The following is a 21,044-nucleotide window of genomic DNA, read 5'->3' as shown; positions in this document are numbered from 1 at the left end:
GCGACCGCCACCTACCAGAACAACCCATACGTATTCGTGCGCGCCAATGATGGGCGTCTGTGGGTGAACTGGTGGGACGGCAAATCCTGGAACTGGAGCGACCAGGGCACCCCACCCGGACACACGGTCGATCCGGACACGATCGCGACCGCCACCTACCAGAACAACCCGTACGTATTCGTGCGCGCCAGTGATGGGCATCTGTGGGTGAACTGGTGGGATGGGAAGTCCTGGAACTGGAGCGACCAGGGCACCCCACCCGGGCACACGGTCGATCCGTATACGATCGCGACCGCCTCTTACCAGGGCAACCCGTATGTGTTCGTACGTGCCAGCGACGACGGGCATCTGTGGACGAATTGGTGGTCGCAATAGCGTTAGCAACTCGTACGCCCCGGCAGGGATGCTGTCCTTGAACACAACGGCGACGAGGCTCAGGTGACTATCGCACCAGTCACGCGAAGAAGGTCCGGCACTGCGAAGACCCAGCCGCAGTTCCGGCAAACTGTCCGACACGACGAAGCCCCTGGCCCGATCATCACGGGCCAGGGGCTTCGGTGGGCTGGATCGTGCTATGCGCCGGGTGCGATGTAGGCACCCAGGTCGTAGATGCGGCCGTAGCCGCCGCCCTCGACCGGGCCGACGTAGAGCAGGCCCTCGATCCGGCCGCCGATCGCCAATCCGCCGGCGCGGGCGCGGCGCACACCCGCACTGATCGCGCGCTGCACGTCACGGTCCAGGGTGATCGCGCGCAGGCCGTCGTCCTGCTCGTCGTCGCGGGCGCCGGTCTCGACGATCAGCTGCGAATCGATCACCGGGTCACCGCCCGCGGCGACGGTCGGTTTGCGGTTGACCCAGAACAGGGGCTGGCCCGCGCTGGTGTGGCGGTGGCGGCGCACGACCGAGACGATCTCGCCGGTCACCCCGTCGCCGGGCTGCACGTCCTTGCCGAACGGGTTACGGGCGCCGGCACCCATCAGCTCGGCGTTGATCTGGTCCAGGTCGCTCAGGGCGTTGGTCATGGTGTCCTCCAAAGGATGTGAGGTGGAAGGGAATTGAGGGGCAGGGCTTGCTGCCTGCCCCGTAGGGCTGTGCCTGTGTGGCGGTAGAGGCTCGCGGGTCAAGGGTGGCCGTCTAGGCCATCGCCGCCCGGCGACGCTGTGCGCCCTGGACGCGGGAGGGACCGCCGCACACCCTCCCGTACCACCGGGCGATCGATCAGCGAACGACTTGGAGCATCACCTCCGTCCCGTCATCGGCGGGCGGGGTGCCGTGCTCGACCTTCAACCGGGTCAGGATCTTGCCGACATAGCCTTTCGACAGATCCATGGTCTCGGCGATCTCGCGAAGGGGCTTGCCCTCCAGATGCATCGCCCAGATGGCCGCGTCGCGGTCCTCGGGCCGCTCGGTCGTCTCTTCCGAGACGGGCTCGGCGTCTCCTCGCCCGTCTCCAGGAGACGGGTAGGAGACGGGCGGCGTCTCCTCGGCGTCTCCTCCCGGGTTCTCAGGAGACGGGTAGGAGACGGCTGGAGACGCAACAGCGTCTCCTAGAGACACGGCAGGAGACGGCTCCTGGAAGGTGTCGAAATGCCCTGTGCTCGCGGTTGTCTCGGAGTTGACCGCTTGCGCGGTCGGCTCGGGTTTGCGCGGAACCTCAAGGAGGATGGTGAATCCGTGCATGACCGCCATCGCCGCGACCGGAGCCGCACCCGCGATCACCGCCGCGATGGTCGGCGTGACGGGGACCTTCGCGGCGTGTGCACCGTTGCCGATCAGGCTGACCAGCTCCGACGCGGCCAGCGTCCACCAGTAGAACCGCCGGAACCGCGGCTCTACGTGGATGCGGTTCTTGGCGCGGCGCTTGAGCACGACCAGCGCGATGGCCGACTGGAACAGGGGCCCGTCCACGATGATCGGGGCACCCCACGCCAGCCATGACGTGGTCCCGGCCTGCTGCGCCAGCCCGTGCAGGGCGATAGCGGACCATCCGCACGCGGCAGTCAACACCGCCGCAACGACGAGGCTCCCGCGCCCTCGGCCCCGGACTGAGACAACAGACGACAAGACGCGCTGTATTCGGCATGAGGGTGCGTTCCGGCGATGTCGGATCGCCTCTGCCGGTTGATCTTCCGTCGCGTCGCGCTGGCCGGTTCGGTCAGCGGGAAGCGGCGTTTCCGGATACTTCCCTCGACTACAGCCATAGGCGCATTGCCAGCGCGACGAGCGGGGTCGAGCGGGCCGGCTGACCTTCGCTCGTCCGCGCTGGCCGGTTCGGTCGGCGCGGGTCGCGGCTACCTGGACAGGATGCTCGGGCCGATAGGATGTCCCGATCGAGTGGATCACGATGAGAGGCAAGGTCTTCCGTGGCAGTGACTACTGAGACGCGACGGCCGTCGACTCCGTTTTCATACTTCGACGGGAAGATCGGTTTCGGGCGCGGGGCGCTGCGCGTGGCCGCTGCCGCGGCGGTCGTGGCGAGTATCGCGATCGTTGTCGGTGGCGGGGTTGTGCGGGTCACAGGGTCCGGCCTCGGATGTCCGGATTGGCCCAACTGTTCGGACGGTTCGCTGTCGCCCACCGCCGCGATGGGAATCCATGCGGTCGTCGAATTCGTCAACCGACTGCTCACCGATGCCGTCTGCGTCATGGTCGGGGCACTGATCGTGGTCGCGCGTTTTCAGCGTCGGCCGCAGCCGCAGGTCATACGGTGGGCGTGGGTACAGTTCTGGATTGTCGTGCTCAATGCCGTGGTGGGCGGGCTGACAGTGCTCGCACGGCTGAATCCGTATCTGGTCGCCGCGCATTTCCTCGCCGCTACCTTGCTGCTTGCGGCGGCGGCAGTGACCTGGGATCTGGTGGACCGATCGCACAACGGCGAAACCCGTCCGGCCGCAGCGAAGGGACCGCGCGAACGGCGGCTGGCTTGGATGCTGCTCGCCGCCACCGCCGGGCTCTCGATCGTGGGAACAGCGGTGACCGGAACTGGTCCCCACGCCGGTGATTCGGGGGATGTGCCGAGGATGGCGTTCGATTGGGTCGTAGTGACCTGGATTCATGCCGCCCTCGCCGGCGCCGTGGTCGTCATCGTTGCCCTGATGTGGCGTTCGAGTTCGCCCGGTACCGATCTGCGTGTCCGCACCGCGTGGATGCTGCTGGTCCTGGTGGCACAGGTGGGTGTTGGGGTTGTCCAGTCGGTTACCGGACTACCGAACGCGGTCATCGTCGTGCATATGCTGTGTGCGGCGCTGGTGTTCATCGGGGCCGTCCGGGTATTTCTCGAAACCTCCCCGCGCCGTGGTCCCGCAGTCACCGAAATGAACCAGGCGTAATTCTCGAACACCCGAGCAACAACCAACTCTCAATGCACATCGCGGTGCATTCGGCCGACCTCGGATGACAACGGACCGTTGACTTTCAGATGCCCCGCGCTGGCCGGTTCGAACCGCGCGGGATGCGGCTGATTAGAGAATGGTGGTAGGACCAGGTCCTGGCCAGGGCTCGGTCCAGGTGCCCGGCGGGAGGCTCGGTATGCGGCTGCCCACCGTTGTCATTGGTGTGGCTCTCTTTTGGCATGCCTCCCACCGGGACACCGTGTCGGGAGTGGCTGAAAAGGGGTTTGTCCGGCTCGAAGCAGCGGTGCCCTCCCGCACGAACAACACATTCGTTCGTTCGAGGGAGGACCGCGGTGACCGTCATCATCGGCATGGACCCGCACAAACGCTCGGTCGCACTGGCGGCGCTGAGGTCGCCGAATCTGCGGCGCGTGCACGCAGATCCGATGTTGGTCGCGCTCGGTCTGCTGGCGGATCGGCGCGACGAACTCGGGCGAACCCGCACCGAAACGGTCGACCCGGCCGGCAAGATCCGCCGGCGTTTGGCCGTGGAGATGCTCACCGAACTCGAGACCTTCGACCGCAAAATCAAGGCCGCGGACAAAGAACTCCGCCAAATGGTCGCCGACCTCGGATCCACGCTCATCGAGCTCAACGGCATCGGACCATCGTCTGCGGCAAGGCTTCTCGCCGACACCGGCGATATCCACCGCTTCGCAGATCGGGACCGGTTCGCTTCCTGGAACGGCACCGCTCCACTGGACGCGTCCTCCGGAGCTCAGCAAAGACATCGCCTCTCCCGCGCCGGAAACCAGCGAATCAATCGGGTCCTGCACATCATGGCGATCGTCCAACTACGCCATCCCACACCCGGACGCGTCTACTACGACGCCCGCAGAGCCGACGGGAAGACCTCGAAGGAAGCACTACGCGCACTCAAACGGCGCCTGTCGAACATCGTCTACGCGCGGTTGCTCATCGATCAACGCCAACGCGAATTGGCGGGCCCGGGAGGGCAATCGGGAACGTCTACGAACTCCAGCGTGACCGGCTCAAACCCGAACACCAGTCCTTCGGACAAGCCACAACCCGGACCCATCGACCAGGCTAACGCCAACCAAGTCTTGACCTAAAGGGGTGCTAGAATAGTGCGTTCAACAGCAAGCGAAAGCCGCTGCCCAGTGCTACCAATCCCGGCGCACAGCGGCCTTGGGGCCAGCCACCAAGCTCCTCGCTGGCACGTCGTCGGCCACCACTGCACCTGCGGCGACCACCGCGTCACGCCCGATACTGACCCCCGGCAGGATCATCGCCCCGGCACCGATCCATACATTCTCCGCCACATCAATCGGTGCACCGGTGAGGAATCGGCGCCGTTCCTCCGGGTCTACCGGGTGGCCCACGGTGATGAAGGTGGCCTTCGGCCCGATCATCACGCCCCGGCCCAACCGGATACCGGCGTAGTCCAGGAAGGTACACCCCTGATTGATGAACACGCGCTCGGCCAAGTCGAGGTGCAGTCCATGGTCGGTGTAAAAGGGCGGGTAGATCGTGACTCCGGCTGGGAGAGGGCGGCCCAGGATCTGTTCGAGCAAGGCGGCCTTTCCGGTCTCGTCGTCGAAGGGCAGGATATTGAGACGGGAGGTCAACTCCGTGACCTGCACAACCCGCTCGTGCATCGCTTTGAACTCGGCACCGAGAACACGTTCGCCTTGGGCAAGGAGTTCGGCATCGTGGATCAGCATGAAGTTGTCGCTCGCCATCCCGCCATACTTGCGCATCCGGCTGGCGAATGGATGCTCGGTCATCGGCATTTCCCGGACATATTGCGGCGCAGTCGATCTCGCTGCGACTACCGCCCGCCCAGCCGCATGAGCGCTCACTCGACTGGACGATCACCGGCCCGGTTGGTGGCGCTGAGCGTCTCCGGCAACCAGAAGGGTCGCGCCGCTGCGGGTTTCGCGTTACGGTCGGCGACGTTTGCGGAAAGGGGAGGGAATGAATCAGATCCACATCCGGACCCTGCTCGAAAGGCGCGAGGCCGCACTGGAGCGTTTGCGTTCGAACGTCACAGCTTGCCGAATGTCGAAGTGTAGGGATGTGGCCCTTAGGCCAACGGCGTGATTCCGTCGACGGTAAGACGGAAACTGCCTGCTGCTTGCGCTGTTGGCCGCCCGGCCAGGTCAACCAGGGCTTCACCGAAGATGCCGGGGGTCAACGTCTTGCCCAGTTGCTCGGTGAACTCCGCCACGCTGATTCCAGCCACTCCAGCGTGCGCGTGCGCCCCGACCGCGCCCACGGCGGTCAGCGGGGTGAGTTTGGGGAGCACCGAGGTGACGGTGATCCCGAGACCACGCAGGTCCGACTCGACCTGAGCGTCGGCTGCCATGAAGCGTTGCATGGCCTTCGCACCGGAGTAGCCGCCTGCGCGGGGTGAACCGATCAGCGATGCGCCGCTGCTGATTACGATGACGCGGCTGCCCGGCCGCATCGGTGCATTCAACGCGGCGCTGAGCCACACATGGGTGAGTTTCACATCCGTCTCCCACGTCGCGGAGAACTCGGTCCAACTCAGCTCGTTGATCGGCGCAATCGGTGGCGTGATACCGGCGACCAGAACGAGGACATCGGGGTGCTGGTCGGTGATGACCGCGGCGGGCGAATTCGGTGTGGTGGCGTCTAGGGCTAGCGGTCGAACCAGGTCGTGGTCTGCGGCCAAGTCCTCCAGGGCGTGCCGATCACGGGCAATCGCAACGACGTTCGCTCCTGCGGCGGCGAACGCTTCCGCAGCCCCACGGCCCAAGCCACGGCTGGCTCCGACGATCGCGACAGTTCGGTTGGCCGAGGCATTCATCGCAGGGTTCCTTTCGTTTTCGAGAAGCACTGGCGACCGCACGGACTTACCGTGGGCCGAACTAGGCCGGAAGAGTGGCGTCGTTCATGTGACGCCGCCCGCGGACTGATTTGGTCGGCGAGAGCTGCCCTGATCCGGCTGGGGCGAGAAATAGGGAGGACCGACGAATCTTCGGCCGAAATGACGTCACACATGCATGAGTGAGCTACTGGTCGAGCAGGCCCGGGCAGGAGTCGGGCGGGCATTCGAGGAGTTGGTGTCTCCGCATCGGCGTGAGCTGCATGTGCACTGCTATCGCATGCTCGGTTCTGCCGAGGACGCCGAAGACGCTGTCCAGGAGACGCTGCTGCGAGCGTGGACGCGGGTGGGAACGTTTGCGGGCACGAGCACGTTTCGTGCCTGGCTGTATGCGGTCGCGACCAACGTGTGTCTGGATGCGTTGCGTCGCCGCAAGCGTCGACCGTGGCCCACCGATGAATTCGAAGCAGCCGAAGCGGGAAGCATGCCCGGTGCGCCTGCCGACATCCCCTGGTTGCAGCCTTACCCGGACTCGTTGCTTCGACAAGCCTCCTCGGCCGAGGACTCGGTCCTGGCCCGGGAGGGGATCCAGTTGGCGTTCCTCACTGCGATACAACAACTTCCGCCACGTCAGCGTGCCGTGCTGCTCTTGTGTGATGTCCTCTCCTGGCCAGCCAAACAAGCAGCGACCGCCCTGGATATGACCCCGACCGCGGTGTACTCGGCCCTTCGTCGAGCCCAAGCCACCTTGGCCGCACGCGAACCCGGCCGCGCAGACGCACTCACCTCCTCGACGGGCACCGACCGGACGACGTTGGAGAAGTTGGTGCGGGCGTGGGAGAGCGCCGACATGGACGGGCTGGTGAGTCTGCTCGCGGACGATGCACGCCTGGTCATGCCGCCCTATCGGACGTGGTTCCAAGGACCGGCCGCCATAGCCACGTTCCTGGCGAGCCCGATGCCGGACTCATTGGCCCGGGCCAAGGTTGGGAACCACACACGACTCCTGCCGACCGCGGCGAACAGCCAGCCTGCCTTCGGTTTGTACCTCCAATCAGCTGACGGGACCTGCTACGAACCGTTCGGCATCGGCGTTCTCACCTTGGGCACGAAGGGCATCCACGAGATCGCGGTATTCATGCTGAACCCGGCGCTGTTCGACCTGTTCGACCTGCCCGCAGCAGCATGACCGTGATCCGATGAACAAGCGTCCTCGCCGACGAAATCGAAATGCGCTGTGCGTCTCAATAAGTGAACAGCCCATCAGTTGAAGGGACGCCTCCATGACATACGTATACTTGACCACCAACCCGATCAAACGAGTGTCCGTACTCAGTACCGGAAGCGTCATGATCCACCCCCAGCACGTGAGATCCGAAGGCACCCCCCAGATGTGGTGGCTCCTGACATCTCGCCGCTGGACCGACCCGCTGCCGATCAACGCCTACGTCATCGAACACGACAAGGGACTGATCCTGTTCGACACCGGACAGGACCGCGCCGTGGTCACCGACCCCGACTACACCCCAGGCGGATTCACCGGCTTCATCCACCGTCGTTTCGGACGCTTCGACATCGAACCCCAGGACACCCTGTCAGCCCAACTCGCCAACCTCGGATACCACATCGCGCAGGTTCGCACCGCAATCTTCTCCCACCTTCACCCCGACCACACCGGCGGAATTCCGCAGCTGCGACACGCCGACTTTGTTGTCAGCCAAGACGAATGGGACGCGCTGGTGGGCCCGAAAGCGGAGATGATCGGGCTCATGCGCAACCACGTCGACCTCACCGGCCTGCACTGGGACCGGATCACCTTCGAACCCACCACCGACCCATCCTTGGCACCGTTCACCGAGGCACACGATCTGTTGGGCGACGGGACCCTCACCTTGCTACCCACCCCGGGACACACACCAGGGTCGATGTCACTGCTCGTACGCCAGCCGCGCAACGTGCCACTGCTCATGGTCGGAGACCTCACCTACGACATCCACCTCCTCGACGAGAAGCACCTGCCGGGATTGGGACACAGACGTCAGATGAAGAACACGACCGACAAGATCCACCAGCTGCGCGAAACCCACCCCGACCTCGTGATCCTGCCGGCCCACGACCCCGAGGCAGCGAACCGTCTGGCAGCCGCCACCGCGACACGCATCTGAAGACTGGCAGTTGATTGCGAGATCTCACCACTCCGGAACCCGATCAGCTCAGCCGGTGCTCGTGAGCCCGACTACTGCGCGGCATTCGGCATGAGCGGACACTGGCCGGCCTCGGATCGGCACGGCCAGTTGATCTTCCGATGCCCCGCGCTGGCCGGTTCGGTCAGCGCGGTATGCGGCAGGAGAGTGCGCTGCCATGCGGGCATGAACGGCCAACCCAACTGTTCTAAATGTGCACTACAGCTGAGGAATTGGCGTGAAATTGCTGCTCTACGCCGGATTGTGAGGGATTGCACCGGTCGCACGGAACTCGGCATGACCGCGCACTCTTGTCCGCTATAGCCAGCCTGGCGATACGGTCGGAGGACCGGTCTTGAGGCGTTGCCGGCGGTGGTTGGCTCGGTGCGCTGCATGTACAGGTTATTCGGCTTCGGAACGCGAGTCGAGGTCTGATCAGGGCGTTTGACGTGCGGATATTCGATGCCGAGCGGGTCGAGTTCCGAAGCGGATCAGCGTCTGCGAAGAAGTAGGGCAGCGCGTGTATCGCTGCAGGTAGAGACTCTGCTGAGCCCCATCCGAAGTTCTTGAGTTCGGGTGGGGGCTCAGTCGTTTCCGCCCGGCGCCGCGGGCTGGCCGGTTCAATCAGTGCGGTATGCGGCGATAGCGTGCGTTGCGGGTCTGCTGAAGCGAAGACCCGATATGGGTCAGATGGCGTTGTTGTTGGCGGTGCATCGGATGTCGGGGTGGCGGTCCGGGTCGAGGGTGTGCATGGTCAGGTCGATGGTGCGTGGATCGGTCGCTTCGGCGGCATGGCCGGCGTGATCGATGGGGCAGCCGTCCTGCAGCAGGATATTGGTGACGTTCGAGGCGTCGATGAAAGCGACCGCGGGAGAAACCAGTTCGTCATAGCTGGATCCGATCATGGTGTAGCGCACCCCGGGAGCGGTCAGCGGCCCGCTGTTCAGGGTCGCAATGTAAGGGGAGTCTGGCGTCAAATCGATGACGGCCTGCGGGAGTAGCGCGGTCGCGAGATTCGGCACGGCCTGGAGCAGTGCGCCGGCACCGCCGGATCCGGCCGTGCCTGTACCGAGTTGGGGCCCGCTGATGGCTACGACCTGATCGATCGGGTTGGTCGGGCGGTCGGAGAACCGCAGGCTCACCGCCCGCGCGATCAGCCCGCCCTGGGATTTGCCGACCAGATCCAGAGACGCTGCGCCATTGACGGCGAGAATGCGGTCGGCGACCGAGGTCACGAGGTCGACCGACTCCGACACCGGCCCCCACGAGTCGTAGTCGACACCGTAGACACAACGTCCGTCGTCGATAAGGGCCTGGCGGGTGGGACCGAGGCTCTGTTCCACGGTCCGGCCTGTGCCGTGTATCAGCAGGATCGGATGCTCGGCTGCCGTTCCGGCGGGGCAGGGCGTGATCTCCGAGACCGGTGAATTGGTTTGCGGCGCAGCGGAAGCGGGAGCGACCGCGAGGGCGCAGCAGGCGGCGGCGACGGCTCCGGCGGCGACGATCGAACGGGATGGCACGGTAAGACCTCCTGCGCAATTAATTGTCTAAGCTAACTATCGTGGCAGGGTAATCGACCGACGCCGCGATAGCGCGCCCGGATCCCATGAACCGCAGGGCCCGTCACTACACCGTTCGGAAGACGGGGTCATTTGCGGAACATGCTGATCCCTCGGCAAGTCCGGACACAGACCCACAGTCCGGAACACCCCGTTTACTCGGACATTGGCAGTTGCGGACGTTCCGCACCGCACCAGGTTCCGGCCGCCGGCCGCTCAGCGCTGGCCGGTTCGGTCAGCGCGACCAGCGGCATTTCCGGATGTTTGACAGGCCAAAGATCGCGATAGGCTGACTGTCGATTGCGACGGAATCGCCAGTGCAACGGGGAGGGTTGATCGTGGTGATGCGCGACAGCGAGGCGATATCCCGCAACGTGGCGGCGACCCGGGACAGGTCGCGCCCGGCGCGCCTGCGCGCTCACAGCGCTGTCTCCACGGCCCTGGCACTGCACAGCGATCACGCGTTGCGCGAGCTCGTGGACGCGGCCGCACCGATCGGCGTCGGTATCGGCGGCAAGTCGGCGCTGCTGGAGATCGCCGGAACCCCGGTTTTCGTGAAGCGAGTGCCCCTCACCGACCTGGAACGACAGCCCGAGCATGTCCGGTCCACGGCGAACCTGTTCGACGTGCCGCTGTTCTACCATTACGGCGTCGGCCTCATCGGCGGGGCTGGCTTCGGGGCTTGGCGCGAGCTCGCCGTGCACACCATGACGACGAACTGGGTGCTCGCCGCCGAACACGAGGGCTTCCCGCTGATGTACCACTGGCGGGTGTTGCCGGACACGGCGCTGCTGCCCGACGAGCTCGCCGACATCGATCGCGTCGTCGCCTACTGGGACGGCCGGCCCCAAGTCCGCCACCGAATCGAGGCCCTCCGAGGCTCTTCGGCGAGCATCGCGCTGTTCCTGGAGTACATCCCGCAGACCCTGCACGAGTGGCTGAACGCCCAGATCGAGGCGGGCGACGAGGCCACCGACCGGGCCTGCGCCATGGTCGAGCGGGAACTGGCCGCCGGCACCGCGTTCATGAACAGCCGTGGGCTGCTGCACCTCGACGCGCACTTCTGGAATATCCTGACCGACGGTCGACGCCTCTACTTCGGCGACTACGGCCTCTCGCTCACCTCGGCGTTCGACCTCTCGCAGGAGGAGGCCGCGTTCTTCGACCAGAACCAGAGCTACGACCGCGGCTTCACTGCCACCTATCTGGTGAATTGGCTGTTCACCGCCCTGTATGGGCTGGAAGGCCGGGAGGCACGCGCCGCGATGGTGCGCGCCATCGCCGAGGGCAAGCCGCCGGAGGGCATCCCCGAGGGAGCCGCCGCGGTCCTCACCCGGCACGCGCCGGTCGCCGCGGCGATGTCCGCGTTCATGCGTGCGTTCCAGCAGGCGAGCCGGAGCACTCCGTATCCGGACGAGGAGATCTTCCGTCTGCTGGACGGCCAGGCTTCTGTGTTCGTTCAGCAGATGTGACGGGCCAGGTGGGCTCGGCGGGATCTCGGTCGACGACCTGGACAGGCCGCCGTCCCCTTGATGGCGCCTCGACCCGCGATCGCCGCTGTACCGCAGTGTATTTCGTGTCGCAGAACGCCCTCAATTCGGCATGGGCGTGCGTTCGGGCGACGCCGAGATGGGCATGGCCAGTTAGTTCAGAGAAGCCTGCATCCGTTGCCCAATGCTCAACATCAACCCCAAAATGCTGCCCCGCCTTGAGGAAATCGAGAATGACCTGCTCGAACGGCGTGCTCGCGCTGAACGTGAGGGCTGGGCCGGAGAGATCGAACGCCGTCCTGGCACTACCATCGCTCACCTGGCACTTCAGCGAACTGGCCGGAAACCCGCAGGGGGCAACCGAAGCATCGCCATCGTCGACGAGACCAGCCAAATCACCTCCTACATCTCTCGCATCAGCTACGCCTTCGCTGTCAACGACGAGGACCCCGACAGCCGCGCCGTCTTCGTAGCCTCGGTGGTCGGGGCGAACGTCTGCACCGGCGGCCTGCAAATGGCGGAGATGTTCATCAGCCGAACCGACTAGCCATCAGCTAGTTGGTTCCGGCCAACGCCACGCTGGTCCCGACTCCGATGATCATCACGCCACCGGTAGTGCTGATCGCTTCGAGTCGACGTGGCGATCGCGCGAACCATGACCGTGCGGTGGCCGCCATCAACGCCCATGTGCCATCCGAAAGTGCCTGGAGAACAAGGAAAATCACACCCAGTGTCAACAACTGCACTGGCACCGCGCCAGCATCGGGTGCCGCGAATTGCGGAAGGACCGCGCCGAAGAACACCATCGTCTTCGGGTTCGTCGCACCCACGATGAATCCCTGTCGCAGCACGCGGTGGTTACCCGCGTCCGGAACATCGGCATCAAGCGCTGCAACCAGTTCCTTCCGTCGCCGAATCGTCGTGATACCCAGATAGATCAGGTACCCAGCTCCGATCAGCTTCACGAGCGTGAACAGCAACGCCGAGGCCATCAAGACAGCCCCCAGCCCCAGAGCCGCGCCTATAAGCGGTACCAGTGAGCCCGTCACACCACCTATGACCGACAGCACTGCGGACCGCCGTCCTAACGTGAGTGCTCGCCCAACGGCGAACAGTACATTCGGCCCTGGAATGACAATGATGACGAACGCGGCGATGGCGAAACCAACCGCATGCGAGATCGGAACCATCCGCGAAGCCTAGTTCTGGCGGCCCTGTGGGCGGTCCAAAATGTCCTGGAATCGGCATGAGCGTGCGTTCGGGCGACGCCGGGATGGGCATGGCCGATTAGTTCAGAGAAGCAGGTGTGTTCGTGCTGGCATCCAGTGCCGTATGGCCGAGCGCAGCCGCCGAGCTCGACGTTGCGTTTGTCGAAGTGCTCCTCGAACTCGGACCGCGGTGGCGAGCACGGTCTGTTCGGCGCGCGGGCGGGATTCTTCTTCGGCTGTCCTTGATTGCCGGAGGGCCTTCTTCAGCCGAGCGACTTCACCTCGCGGGCGTTTCTCGACTTCCGGGGGCTGGTGGGTTTCGGCTCGGACACGTGCGTAGAACGCCTCTTTCAGGTCGGCGTGGCGCTTGTGCAACGCCATTCGGTGAACCTCGGCCTCGATTGCCAGGGCGACTACTGTGAGGCTGCCGTTGGTGAGCCGGGTATCGACGGATTTGCATGTTCCGCGAACTCTGGATGATGAGCAGATCGGCCGGTTCCTGGCGGCCGCGGCGGAGGACGTGCGGGATTATGCGCTGGTGGCGGTGGGGTTGGATGCCGCGCCGCTCGAGACGGAGTTGGCCGGGGTTGGCGCCCGATCACCAGCGGCACATCCTGACGATCGCACGATGCAACGTCGCCAAGCCCGGCGCCGGTGGACCACCAGCTCTTTCCCGCTCCACCAGCTCCCGATGCAACGCCGAAGCGTTACCACGCCGTGACGAAGCCCTCGTGCTTGCCGTCGTCGGTACGATCAGCGACGATGTCGCCCCAGAGGATCACCACCGCCCGCCGCCGGGCACGCCCGTCCTTGCCAGGCGGGCGGGGACAGGTTCCGGGTGTGATAGCCCTCGGGAAGTGTTGGCCGCCACTGGATGAAGTGCGTCTGCCTCGTTCGAGGAGGAACAGGAATGTCGGACAGCGGGGTTTCCCGGCGCCGTCTGCTGAGCACCGCGCTGGCTGCGGGCGCCGTCGCTTCCAGCGCGATCGCACCGACCGCGTGTGCGCCGTCCGGCATCGAGAACGTTGTAGTCGATCGCGGCCGTGGCCGCAGCGAGGTGCTTGCTCGGCAGCTGTTGGGAGTCGACGAGAACGGCAACGACCTCACATTGGCCTACCTGAAGATCCTCATCGATTCCGGTCTGCCCGTCACGGATAAGCGCAAGAAGATCATTGTCGTCGGAGCCGGTCCGGCCGGGCTGTGCGCCGCGAACTTGCTGGCCGCTGCCGGACATCAGGTTACGGTGTTGGAGGCCAACAGAAATCGCACGGGAGGGCGGGTGAAGACGTTCCGCAATGTCTTCTCCGATCCCGCACTCTACGCCGAGGGCGGGGCCATGCGGCTGTCCAGCGTGCACCCGATGGTGCTGGCGCTTGCCGACAAGCTGGGTGTGCAGCGCAGGCCGTTCTACAGCTCCGACGTGCTCCCGGAGACTCGCACACCGCCCACTCCTCCGGTGTTCTACCGCTCCTTCACGGGCGAGGAGTGGTCCAACGGGCCGAAGCTGCAATACGTGCTGCCGCCCACGGCCGGGCGCGGTCTGATCAAGGTCAATGGAATGACTGTCACCCGTGGCGAATACGCCGCGAACCCGGGTGCGGTCCACGCCGGCTTCGGCTGCGAGCTGACAACGTCCGCCAGCGCGGCCGTCGACGCCGCGTTGCGCCAGGCCTCAGTGCGGGCCGACTGGCCGATCGAGCGGCAAGTCGAGGCCTGGACCGAGTTGCTGTCCACCTACGAAAACCATTCCCTGCGAAGCTATCTTATGGAGAATGGCTGGCCGAAGGAACGTATCGAGGCCGTCGGCACACTCGAGAATCTGACTGCCCGAGTGCGACACAGCGTCGTCTTCCCGCTCGTCGACCACAACTTGATCCCGTCCGATGCCACTTACTGGGAGTTGTCGGGCGGTATGACGACGCTCACCGATGCCATGGCCCGGAGGCTCGGGCCGGCCATCCTGATGGGTAAGCGGATGACCCGGCTCGAACAGACCGACAAGGGGGTGCGGATCTGGACCACCGGGGAGTCCGGAGACGAAGGCTCCGACGGCCGTCCCACCGGTCCGGTCGAGTCGTTCGATGCCGAATATGCGATCGTGGCCATCCCATTCACCTCGGCCCGGTTCTGCACGTTCGACCCGCTGCTGTCCTACGACAAACGACGGGCCATCATCGAACTGCACCACGACGCGGCGACAAAAGTATTGCTGGAGTTCCGTAGTCGTTTCTGGGAGCAAGGACCGACCGGATTCCGCGGTGGGCGTTGCGTCAGCGATTCCCCGAACCGTTCCATCTATTTCCCTTCCCACACCGAGGGCTCCGACGGGGGAGTAGTGCTGGCCGCCTACACCTTTGCCGACGAAGCGATGCGCTGGGACTCACTCACTGAGGGCGAACGCATTCACTTCGCCATGGCCGGGATACGCGATCTGTTCGGACCGCGCGTCGACGCCGAATTCACCGGCGTCGGTATCACACAGAGCTGGGTGCGCGCCCGCTACGCACTCGGCGAGGCTGCCATCCCGACAACCGGCCAGTTGCACGAGCACCACGCCGCCTCCCGAGCGGTCGAAGGCCGGGTACATTTCGCCGGCGATCACACCAGCCTCAATACGGCTTGGATCGAAGGCGCCCTGGAAAGCGGCGTCCGCGCCGCGGTCGAGGTACATCGGCGCTGATCGTTGGACACCATCCGAGCGAACACGGCGGCGGCGCGACTTTGGCGCTGTGGCAGGCAGCGCAGCAATAGCAGCCGCTTCTATCCACCGAACGCGAGCCGGGAGTGCATGTTGAGCTTGACCTCGCCATAGGGCAGTACGTGCGACCAGAACAGCGGGGTCAGGCCGCGTTCGTCCTCAGCGGTGAGCTCGACCGGGCAGTCGGGATCGTCGAGGATGTCCTGGATCATCAAGACGTTGACACAGACGAGCGCGGCAGGTTCATGCTCGTGATGGAGCTGCTTACCGTGTGCGGCGGCGTGAGGGTGACCGGAACCTGGGCTGTGTGGCTGCGCCATGATGGCTTGGTTCGCCTCGTCTCCGGATTCGTCGCTGTCCTGCACCCTGATTCGCACCGGCGCCGCGATGCCCGCGCTGTGCTCCGGTGCACGAACCAGGCAACGACTCGTACGGCCAAACCTCGGTCCTCGGCTACGACTCGACCGCCCGATGAGACGGCAGCAGCTCGTCGTACTTGCTGACGTCAGGCATCGGGCGGTTCTCCCCGGCAGTGAGCCGGCTCGGGCCGCCCTGGGTCAGCTCGGGCCTCCGCGCGAACACCGAGGTAGAGGCCCCGAATGCGGTAAGTAAACCAGTTGCCGAATGGAAACTTGTTGCGTTACGTTCGGCTCATGCACGACGCACAGACACCGCAACAGGCACTGGACATCGCTGCCGCCGCGACCCGACAGGCCCATGAGGCCGTCGCCGTACCCAAGTGGGGACCCATGACGGCCGGATTATTGTCGGCACTGTTTGTGGTGCTCATCCACGCGGTTTTCGAGGACGGTCTGGGGATGGTGCTGCGAGCGATCCTTCTGGCCACCACAATCGCCGTTATGGTTGCGCTTTACAAACTTGTACGCTGGATGCGCGACCTGCGGCGTGCGCGCGGGGTCATCCCTCGCTCGTCTCAGATGAACCAAGCGGTGGCGTTGCTCTGGCTGTTCCTGCCGGACGTGCTGGCCGCCCCGATGCTAGGGAGATGGGTTTGGCATGATCAAGCGGCGCGACCGCGCGCCATGTCGTGGAAATCGCGATTGCGGACTCCGCGATGGAAGAGCTGAACGAACTGCTCGCCTCGCTGGCACGCCTGAAGCTCATGGCCTTCCTCGACGGTTGCGCCGAAGCCGAATTCCTCGTCATCTCACGCAGCACCGCTTCAAGAAGCTCCTCCTACACCACCAGCTCCAGCCCGAGCCGCTCTGCCGGCCCGCGGCCGCGGCCCGGCGTCACGAACGCGATATCGGCAGGAGTGAGCGTGAAGTATCGGAACAACTCATCACGACTGATATCCGGGAACCCCCGCAGCCGGTCCAACTCCTCGTCCGCGAACACCCGTGTCGCCACGAAACCTGACCTCCCGCATACCGATTGACCTCATCGGCAGCAAAGCCGAGCACCAACCGCACCCGTTCGCAGCTCGAACCGCCACGGCACAACGTTGCTGGTCAAGCCATTGTCGTTGTTTTTCGCGCGATTACTACCGGAACCCCAGTAGTCGCCGAAAATCCAAAAGTTCGCGTAGCGCCTGGGCTGGCCCGGATGAGCTGAACCGCTACGCCTCCCCGGCACCGAGTTGGCCTCGGCCCGTGCTGATCTCGGGCACGTACTTGTAGATCGTGGACCGGGAGACGCCTAGCATGCGGGCGATCGAGGACACCGATTCATCCGGGCGCGAGGCGTTGGCGACGGCCCGCTCGTGACCGCCCTTCGTATCGGCGTAAGCCACCGTGTGCCCGGCCTTTTCGAGCCGTCCGCCGAGCGCAAGGGCGAGCCGTCCCACCCCGATGAAACCGATCTTCGTCATGAGGTTCTCCAGTCCTATGGTCGGGGCCCGTTGCGCTCGAGCACGAATTCGCGGGACAGTTCGGCGCTCATCGGCCCTGCTGTTCCAGATCGCGGTAGGTGGCAAGCACATTCAGCCGGTGCAAGTGGCCGAGCAGTTGCTGCATCTCGGGGGTCGGGTGGATCGTCGCGGGCACCCGGAGCAGATCCGGGGTGGCGATGCGGGCCACCGTCTCCTCGGCCGACCAGCCGGTGGCCCGGGCCGCGGTCACCTGGTCGAGCAGCTGCTGCAGGTAGTCGATGAAGTTGCGCAGGGCCGCGGCCCCATCGCCCGCCGGGCCGTGGCCCGGCACCACCACCTGGACCGGAAGGGTCTGCTGCATGGCACGCAGGCTCTCCAGGTACGGCACGGGGCCGCCTTCCAGCAGCATCGGGGGCAGGCCGGCGCTCATCAGGAAGTTGCCGGTCCACGCCGTGCCGGTGTCGCGGTCGAACACAATCGTGTCGCCGGGGCCGTTGCCGGGGCCGAAGTGCCACAGTTCCACCGTCTTCGCGCCCAGGTCGACGGCGCAGTACCTGTCGAACACGACATCCGGTGTGCGCCAAGTGGTCACCGCCGACAGCGGGTTCTCGTCGCCGCGCATGTTGCCGAAGCGCATCTGCTTCTCGTAGTCCAGATCGCGCATGCCGTCCTTGTTGGCGCGCGAGCTGATGATCGTCACCGACGCGGGAAACGCCGCGTTGCCGAATGTGTGATCGCCGTGATAGGTGGTGTTCACCAGGTACCGCAGCGGCCGGTCGGTGAGATTTCCCACGATGTCCTGAATCTGGTGGGAGACGGTCGCATTGATGCCCGCGTCGATCACCAGCGCCGCATCGCGGCCGATGATCACGCCGTTGTTGTCCTTGGGTGGGATATTGGCCAGCAGGGCGAATACGCCGGGGCCCAGCTCGCGCGGGTTCAGCACCAGCCCGGTGGGATTGAGGTTGGGCCCGAGGTAATCCTGTGGGCGCTCGGACAGTTCGCGGGTTTGGTTGTTCATGGTGTCGTCCTTCATGGTGGGTGAATCGGTGATGCAGGGCTGTGGATCCCGGCCTGCGCCGGGACGGCGATGGGGACCGATCCCGGGTCAGCGGTTGGCGAGCTCGGCGAGCCGGAAGGCCAGCTGCTGCCGCACGGCCGCGATCGTGACCGAGCTGAGTACGGCGTCGCGCAGCAGCCGGGCCGGCAGCGTGCGCAGGGTTGCCATCCGGGTCATCCGGTCGGTGAACGCCACCACTCCGAGCGCCACCGGGCGCCGGTCCGTCTCGTAGGTGTCCAGCAGTTCCTCCGGGGCGCCGGCGATCACGACGGAAGCGATGGCGGGAACGGTGCTCATGACAACTCCTCGAGCTACTGCCAACATCTGTTGGCCAACGCCTGTTGGCATCAATGATAAGACGGTCGCATTGGCATGTCAACATTTGTTGGCCTACATTTGTTGGCATGACATCCCAAACGACCCTGCCAGCGGAAACGACCCAGCGCCGGTCCGACGCCACCCGCACGGCGATCCTGGAGGCGGCGCGCCGCCGCTTCGCCGAGGACGGCTTCCACAAGGCGACCATCCGCGCGATCGCCGCCGATGCCGGCATCGATCCGTCGATGGTGATGCGCTACTCCGGCAGCAAGGACGGCCTGTTCGACGCGGCCCTGGACATACATCGACCTGGAACTGCCGGATCTCGGTGCGGCCGAACCGGATTCGCTGGGCGAGCGGATCGCGCGCCGGTTCGTGGAGCTGTGGAAGTACCCGCCGGGCAACGAGATCCTGCTGACCCTGCTGCGCTCGATGGTGTCTGCTTGCAGGGCGCCGTTTCGCGAGGCACCTCCACCGGCGGGATGCCCGGCTTGCTCCGGGCCGCGACCAGCGCCTCCATCAACTCCTGGCCGTGCGCGTGGGCCGGCAGCCCGAGGGCCATGATGATCCGGGCCAGCTGATGCTCGGGGCCGCTGAACGCACCGGACGCGCCCAGCACCCGGAATCCGCTGTCGCCATATCCGGTGACTGGTGAAAAGCGGTGCCGGGGCTCGCAGATCATAGGATCGCCGGATGACCGCACCGATCTCCAGGTCCCAGTCGACCTCGTGGTCGATGTCTGCACCTCGCCGATCCGTTCCAGCTCGGTGAGAAGATCTCGCAGGCTCTTCAGATGCTTTACAGCTGCTCTCTTTCAGTCGCTCGGGTCCTCGCCCCAGCGGACCAGGTCCGGTATATCGATGCCCAGCAGGTCGAGGGCGCGGCCGACGGTGTGGTCGACCAGTTCCTCGATGGTGTCGGGACGCAGGTAGAACGCGGGCACCGGCGGCATCACGACGCCACCCATCTCGGTGACCGCGGTCATCGCCCGCAAATGCCCCAGGGTGAGCGGGGTTTCGCGCACCAGCAGCACCAGCCGGCGGCGCTCCTTGAGCGTCACGTCCGCCGCCCGGGTGAGCAGGTTGTCGCCGTTGCAGTAGGCGATCGCCGACAGCGTGCGGATCGAGCACGGCGCCACCAGCATTCCCGCCGTCCGGAATGACCCCGACGCGATGGCCGCCCCGATGTCGGCCGGCCGGTACACCACGTCCGCCATCGCCTTGCGGACGGTTCCGTCTCGTAGACGCGGGTCTGCTGCCCGGGGCGATCCCGGTCGCCCCGCTGATGCCGATCACCAGCCGCGGTGGCTGTCCGGCCCTTGTTTCCGACACCACCCCAGCGTCGCCGCGCGGGCGCGACCGCGCATAGGACAGTTCACGCCGCGCGGGGAACTGAACACGTCATGTATTGATATGCGGCGGTCACCGGCGTGCTCCCCGCCGCGCCACCAGCGTGGTCCGGGCGGTCTCGAAGGCCAGCCCACCACCACGGTAGGTGCCGGGCTCGGTGGCCGCGCCCACCGCGGTGCCGACGAACAACTCGCCCCTGTCCCAGAGCCCTGCGACCAGGAACTCACCGATGTCGCCGCTGGCATGGACTTGCATGATCTGTCGTCCGTTCGGGGCGGCGGCGGCCACCTGCTCGAGGGACCACCCGGATGCCTCCGACACGACCGCCGCCAGTCCGGCGTCGGCGGCCCGGCATCGACGTGGTCACGGTGATCGGGTCACCGACGACGGGACGGGCGTTCCGCCGGTATACCGCACCGACCCGCACCAGGGCGTGGTTCGAGCTGGGCGGGAAATCGACGGCGATCGTCTGCGCCGATGCGGTCAACCTCGACCAGGTCGCCCGAACTCTGGTGTGGGGTGCGACATTCAATGCCGGCAGATGTGCACCGGCGTCAGCCTCATCCTCGCCGACCGGGCCATCAGCACCGATCTGACCGAGGCGGTCGAAACGGCGATGGGCCGCCTCGTGGTCGGCGACCCCTATGACTGGGACACCGACATCGGGCCGATGATCAACACCGACGCCGCCGCCACGGTCGCCCGCCGAATCGAGCAGGCGTGCGCGGACGGCGCGCGCCTGCGCTGCGGTAGCCCGATGTCGACGCCACCGACGCCCGGCGGCGGCTATCTGGCCCCGACCTTGCTGACCGGAGTCCCGCCCCGGCACCCGATCGTGGTCGATGAGGTGTTCGGACCAGTCACCAGCGTGATCGACGTCGACGGCCCCGGCACCGCAGTCGAACTCGCAGGCTCGTTCGCCACCGGCATCGCCGCATCGGTGTGGACGGCGAACCTCGACACCGCGCTGCGGTTGTCGGCGCAACTGCCGGTTGCGACCGTGTGGGTCAACGGATTCGAAACCGACGACCTCACAGTCCCGGCCGGGGACCGTGGCCAGGCCGGGTCCGGACGCACGAAAAGCCTTGCCGCACTCGACAAGTACTCCGAGACGAAGACGACGTGGATCACGCTCACCAGGTGA

Annotated in this window: 22 protein-coding genes and 3 pseudogenes; 11 read left to right on the top strand and 14 right to left on the bottom strand. The window is 65.6% G+C overall.

The window, feature by feature from the left end:
* The coding region (locus tag ABZ909_RS37940) for a hypothetical protein (protein WP_357010084.1) at positions 1-375 on the top strand (375 nt) is incomplete at its 5' end.
* 197 nt (positions 376-572) lie between these two features.
* Here the strand turns inward: ABZ909_RS37940 and ABZ909_RS37935 are convergent.
* On the bottom strand, positions 573-1,022 hold the full coding sequence (locus ABZ909_RS37935) for a hypothetical protein (RefSeq protein ID WP_357010081.1): 450 nt from the start codon (positions 1,020-1,022) through the stop codon (positions 573-575).
* Positions 1,023-1,218: 196 nt separating this feature from the next.
* Positions 1,219-2,343 carry a DUF2637 domain-containing protein gene (locus ABZ909_RS37930; protein WP_357010078.1) on the bottom strand — a complete coding sequence of 375 codons (1,125 nt, stop codon included), beginning with the start codon at positions 2,341-2,343 and terminating at the stop codon, positions 1,219-1,221.
* A gap of 26 nt (positions 2,344-2,369) precedes the next feature.
* Between ABZ909_RS37930 and ABZ909_RS37925 the strand changes: the two genes are divergently transcribed.
* Both ABZ909_RS37925 and ABZ909_RS37920 read left to right on the top strand, forming a co-directional pair.
* Complete coding sequence (locus tag ABZ909_RS37925; RefSeq protein ID WP_357010075.1) at positions 2,370-3,329, top strand: COX15/CtaA family protein; 960 nt, start codon at positions 2,370-2,372, stop codon at positions 3,327-3,329.
* Between the two features lie 356 nt (positions 3,330-3,685).
* Entirely contained in the window at positions 3,686-4,465 is a 780-nt protein-coding gene (locus tag ABZ909_RS37920; RefSeq protein WP_357010072.1) for a transposase, read from the top strand.
* Positions 4,466-4,516: 51 nt separating this feature from the next.
* Here the strand turns inward: ABZ909_RS37920 and ABZ909_RS37915 are convergent, their stop codons facing one another.
* A complete protein-coding gene (locus ABZ909_RS37915) occupies positions 4,517-5,140 on the bottom strand; it encodes a DapH/DapD/GlmU-related protein (RefSeq protein WP_357010069.1) in 624 nt (207 codons plus the stop codon).
* A gap of 299 nt (positions 5,141-5,439) precedes the next feature.
* Positions 5,440-6,186, bottom strand: coding sequence for an SDR family oxidoreductase (locus ABZ909_RS37910; RefSeq protein ID WP_357010066.1), 747 nt, complete (start codon positions 6,184-6,186; stop codon positions 5,440-5,442).
* Between the two features lie 196 nt (positions 6,187-6,382).
* Here ABZ909_RS37910 and ABZ909_RS37905 point away from each other — a divergent pair, with 196 nt between their 5' ends.
* Both ABZ909_RS37905 and ABZ909_RS37900 read left to right on the top strand, forming a co-directional pair.
* The gene (locus ABZ909_RS37905) at positions 6,383-7,393 is read left to right on the top strand and encodes an RNA polymerase subunit sigma-70 (protein WP_357010064.1); all 1,011 of its coding nucleotides are present in this window, start codon (positions 6,383-6,385) and stop codon (positions 7,391-7,393) included.
* 94 nt (positions 7,394-7,487) lie between these two features.
* Positions 7,488-8,369, top strand: coding sequence for an N-acyl homoserine lactonase family protein (locus tag ABZ909_RS37900; RefSeq protein WP_357010060.1), 882 nt, complete (start codon positions 7,488-7,490; stop codon positions 8,367-8,369).
* A gap of 704 nt (positions 8,370-9,073) precedes the next feature.
* Here the strand turns inward: ABZ909_RS37900 and ABZ909_RS37895 are convergent.
* A complete protein-coding gene (locus ABZ909_RS37895) occupies positions 9,074-9,907 on the bottom strand; it encodes a hypothetical protein (RefSeq protein ID WP_357010057.1) in 834 nt (277 codons plus the stop codon).
* A 356-nt stretch (positions 9,908-10,263) separates the two neighbouring features.
* On the opposite strand from ABZ909_RS37895, the gene ABZ909_RS37890 reads away from it, so the two are divergent.
* Both ABZ909_RS37890 and ABZ909_RS37885 read left to right on the top strand, forming a co-directional pair.
* Entirely contained in the window at positions 10,264-11,418 is a 1,155-nt protein-coding gene (locus tag ABZ909_RS37890; protein WP_357010054.1) for a protein kinase family protein, read from the top strand.
* A gap of 202 nt (positions 11,419-11,620) precedes the next feature.
* Entirely contained in the window at positions 11,621-11,983 is a 363-nt protein-coding gene (locus ABZ909_RS37885; protein ID WP_357010051.1) for a hypothetical protein, read from the top strand.
* 7 nt (positions 11,984-11,990) lie between these two features.
* Here the strand turns inward: ABZ909_RS37885 and ABZ909_RS37880 are convergent, their stop codons facing one another.
* The gene (locus ABZ909_RS37880) at positions 11,991-12,626 is read right to left on the bottom strand and encodes a LysE family translocator (protein WP_357010049.1); all 636 of its coding nucleotides are present in this window, start codon (positions 12,624-12,626) and stop codon (positions 11,991-11,993) included.
* Positions 12,627-13,554: 928 nt separating this feature from the next.
* Between ABZ909_RS37880 and ABZ909_RS37875 the strand changes: the two genes are divergently transcribed.
* Positions 13,555-15,324, top strand: a complete 1,770-nt coding sequence (locus ABZ909_RS37875) for an FAD-dependent oxidoreductase (protein WP_357010046.1) — start codon at positions 13,555-13,557, stop codon at positions 15,322-15,324.
* 80 nt (positions 15,325-15,404) lie between these two features.
* Here the strand turns inward: ABZ909_RS37875 and ABZ909_RS37870 are convergent, their stop codons facing one another.
* The gene (locus ABZ909_RS37870; RefSeq protein WP_357010043.1) at positions 15,405-15,707 is read right to left on the bottom strand and encodes a hypothetical protein; all 303 of its coding nucleotides are present in this window, start codon (positions 15,705-15,707) and stop codon (positions 15,405-15,407) included.
* Positions 15,708-15,995: 288 nt separating this feature from the next.
* On the opposite strand from ABZ909_RS37870, the gene ABZ909_RS37865 reads away from it, so the two are divergent.
* Positions 15,996-16,430 carry a hypothetical protein gene (locus ABZ909_RS37865; RefSeq protein ID WP_357010040.1) on the top strand — a complete coding sequence of 145 codons (435 nt, stop codon included), beginning with the start codon at positions 15,996-15,998 and terminating at the stop codon, positions 16,428-16,430.
* A gap of 124 nt (positions 16,431-16,554) precedes the next feature.
* Here ABZ909_RS37865 and ABZ909_RS37860 read toward each other — a convergent pair.
* The 4 genes and pseudogenes from ABZ909_RS37860 to ABZ909_RS37845 all read right to left on the bottom strand — a co-directional run.
* Positions 16,555-16,713: pseudogene (locus ABZ909_RS37860) on the bottom strand (DUF4158 domain-containing protein); the annotation flags it as partial.
* Between the two features lie 208 nt (positions 16,714-16,921).
* Complete coding sequence (locus tag ABZ909_RS37855) at positions 16,922-17,173, bottom strand: helix-turn-helix domain-containing protein (RefSeq protein ID WP_357010038.1); 252 nt, start codon at positions 17,171-17,173, stop codon at positions 16,922-16,924.
* 67 nt (positions 17,174-17,240) lie between these two features.
* Positions 17,241-18,194 carry an MBL fold metallo-hydrolase gene (locus tag ABZ909_RS37850; RefSeq protein ID WP_357010035.1) on the bottom strand — a complete coding sequence of 318 codons (954 nt, stop codon included), beginning with the start codon at positions 18,192-18,194 and terminating at the stop codon, positions 17,241-17,243.
* A gap of 87 nt (positions 18,195-18,281) precedes the next feature.
* Positions 18,282-18,530 carry a hypothetical protein gene (locus ABZ909_RS37845; protein ID WP_357010032.1) on the bottom strand — a complete coding sequence of 83 codons (249 nt, stop codon included), beginning with the start codon at positions 18,528-18,530 and terminating at the stop codon, positions 18,282-18,284.
* 107 nt (positions 18,531-18,637) lie between these two features.
* Here ABZ909_RS37845 and ABZ909_RS37840 point away from each other — a divergent pair, with 107 nt between their 5' ends.
* Positions 18,638-19,132: a helix-turn-helix domain-containing protein gene (locus ABZ909_RS37840; protein WP_357010029.1), complete on the top strand. Its 495-nt coding sequence runs from the start codon at positions 18,638-18,640 to the stop codon at positions 19,130-19,132.
* A 78-nt stretch (positions 19,133-19,210) separates the two neighbouring features.
* Here ABZ909_RS37840 and ABZ909_RS37835 read toward each other — a convergent pair.
* The 3 genes and pseudogenes from ABZ909_RS37835 to ABZ909_RS37825 form a co-directional block, all read right to left on the bottom strand.
* A pseudogene (locus ABZ909_RS37835) lies at positions 19,211-19,288 on the bottom strand (hypothetical protein); the annotation flags it as partial.
* A gap of 77 nt (positions 19,289-19,365) precedes the next feature.
* Entirely contained in the window at positions 19,366-19,767 is a 402-nt protein-coding gene (locus ABZ909_RS37830) for a UbiX family flavin prenyltransferase (protein WP_357010026.1), read from the bottom strand.
* 205 nt (positions 19,768-19,972) lie between these two features.
* Positions 19,973-20,221: a hypothetical protein gene (locus tag ABZ909_RS37825; RefSeq protein ID WP_357010023.1), complete on the bottom strand. Its 249-nt coding sequence runs from the start codon at positions 20,219-20,221 to the stop codon at positions 19,973-19,975.
* On the opposite strand from ABZ909_RS37825, the pseudogene ABZ909_RS37820 reads away from it, so the two are divergent.
* A pseudogene (locus ABZ909_RS37820) lies at positions 20,209-21,044 on the top strand (aldehyde dehydrogenase family protein). The gene ABZ909_RS37825 and the pseudogene ABZ909_RS37820 sit on opposite strands and share 13 nt — an antisense overlap.

It is taken from the genome of Nocardia sp. NPDC046763, from assembly GCF_040645495.1.
GTDB lineage: Bacteria > Actinomycetota > Actinomycetes > Mycobacteriales > Mycobacteriaceae > Nocardia.
This window is presented reverse-complemented; position numbering and strand designations above follow the sequence as displayed.

What these genes read in the sequence shown, in the direction of transcription:
- ABZ909_RS37880 (WP_357010049.1), bottom strand. Translation starts at nt 12,626, where the DNA reads ATGGTTCCGATCTCGCATGCGGTTGGTTTCGCCATCGCCGCGTTCGTC.
- ABZ909_RS37900 (WP_357010060.1), top strand. Translation starts at nt 7,488, where the DNA reads ATGACATACGTATACTTGACCACCAACCCGATCAAACGAGTGTCCGTA.
- ABZ909_RS37855 (WP_357010038.1), bottom strand. Translation starts at nt 17,173, where the DNA reads ATGACGAAGATCGGTTTCATCGGGGTGGGACGGCTCGCCCTTGCGCTC.
- ABZ909_RS37875 (WP_357010046.1), top strand. Translation starts at nt 13,555, where the DNA reads ATGTCGGACAGCGGGGTTTCCCGGCGCCGTCTGCTGAGCACCGCGCTG.
- ABZ909_RS37910 (WP_357010066.1), bottom strand. Translation starts at nt 6,186, where the DNA reads ATGAATGCCTCGGCCAACCGAACTGTCGCGATCGTCGGAGCCAGCCGT.
- ABZ909_RS37845 (WP_357010032.1), bottom strand. Translation starts at nt 18,530, where the DNA reads ATGAGCACCGTTCCCGCCATCGCTTCCGTCGTGATCGCCGGCGCCCCG.
- ABZ909_RS37865 (WP_357010040.1), top strand. Translation starts at nt 15,996, where the DNA reads ATGCACGACGCACAGACACCGCAACAGGCACTGGACATCGCTGCCGCC.
- ABZ909_RS37840 (WP_357010029.1), top strand. Translation starts at nt 18,638, where the DNA reads ATGACATCCCAAACGACCCTGCCAGCGGAAACGACCCAGCGCCGGTCC.
- ABZ909_RS37935 (WP_357010081.1), bottom strand. Translation starts at nt 1,022, where the DNA reads ATGACCAACGCCCTGAGCGACCTGGACCAGATCAACGCCGAGCTGATG.
- ABZ909_RS37885 (WP_357010051.1), top strand. Translation starts at nt 11,621, where the DNA reads ATGCTCAACATCAACCCCAAAATGCTGCCCCGCCTTGAGGAAATCGAG.
- ABZ909_RS37905 (WP_357010064.1), top strand. Translation starts at nt 6,383, where the DNA reads ATGAGTGAGCTACTGGTCGAGCAGGCCCGGGCAGGAGTCGGGCGGGCA.
- ABZ909_RS37830 (WP_357010026.1), bottom strand. Translation starts at nt 19,767, where the DNA reads ATGGCGGACGTGGTGTACCGGCCGGCCGACATCGGGGCGGCCATCGCG.
- ABZ909_RS37915 (WP_357010069.1), bottom strand. Translation starts at nt 5,140, where the DNA reads ATGACCGAGCATCCATTCGCCAGCCGGATGCGCAAGTATGGCGGGATG.
- ABZ909_RS37850 (WP_357010035.1), bottom strand. Translation starts at nt 18,194, where the DNA reads ATGAACAACCAAACCCGCGAACTGTCCGAGCGCCCACAGGATTACCTC.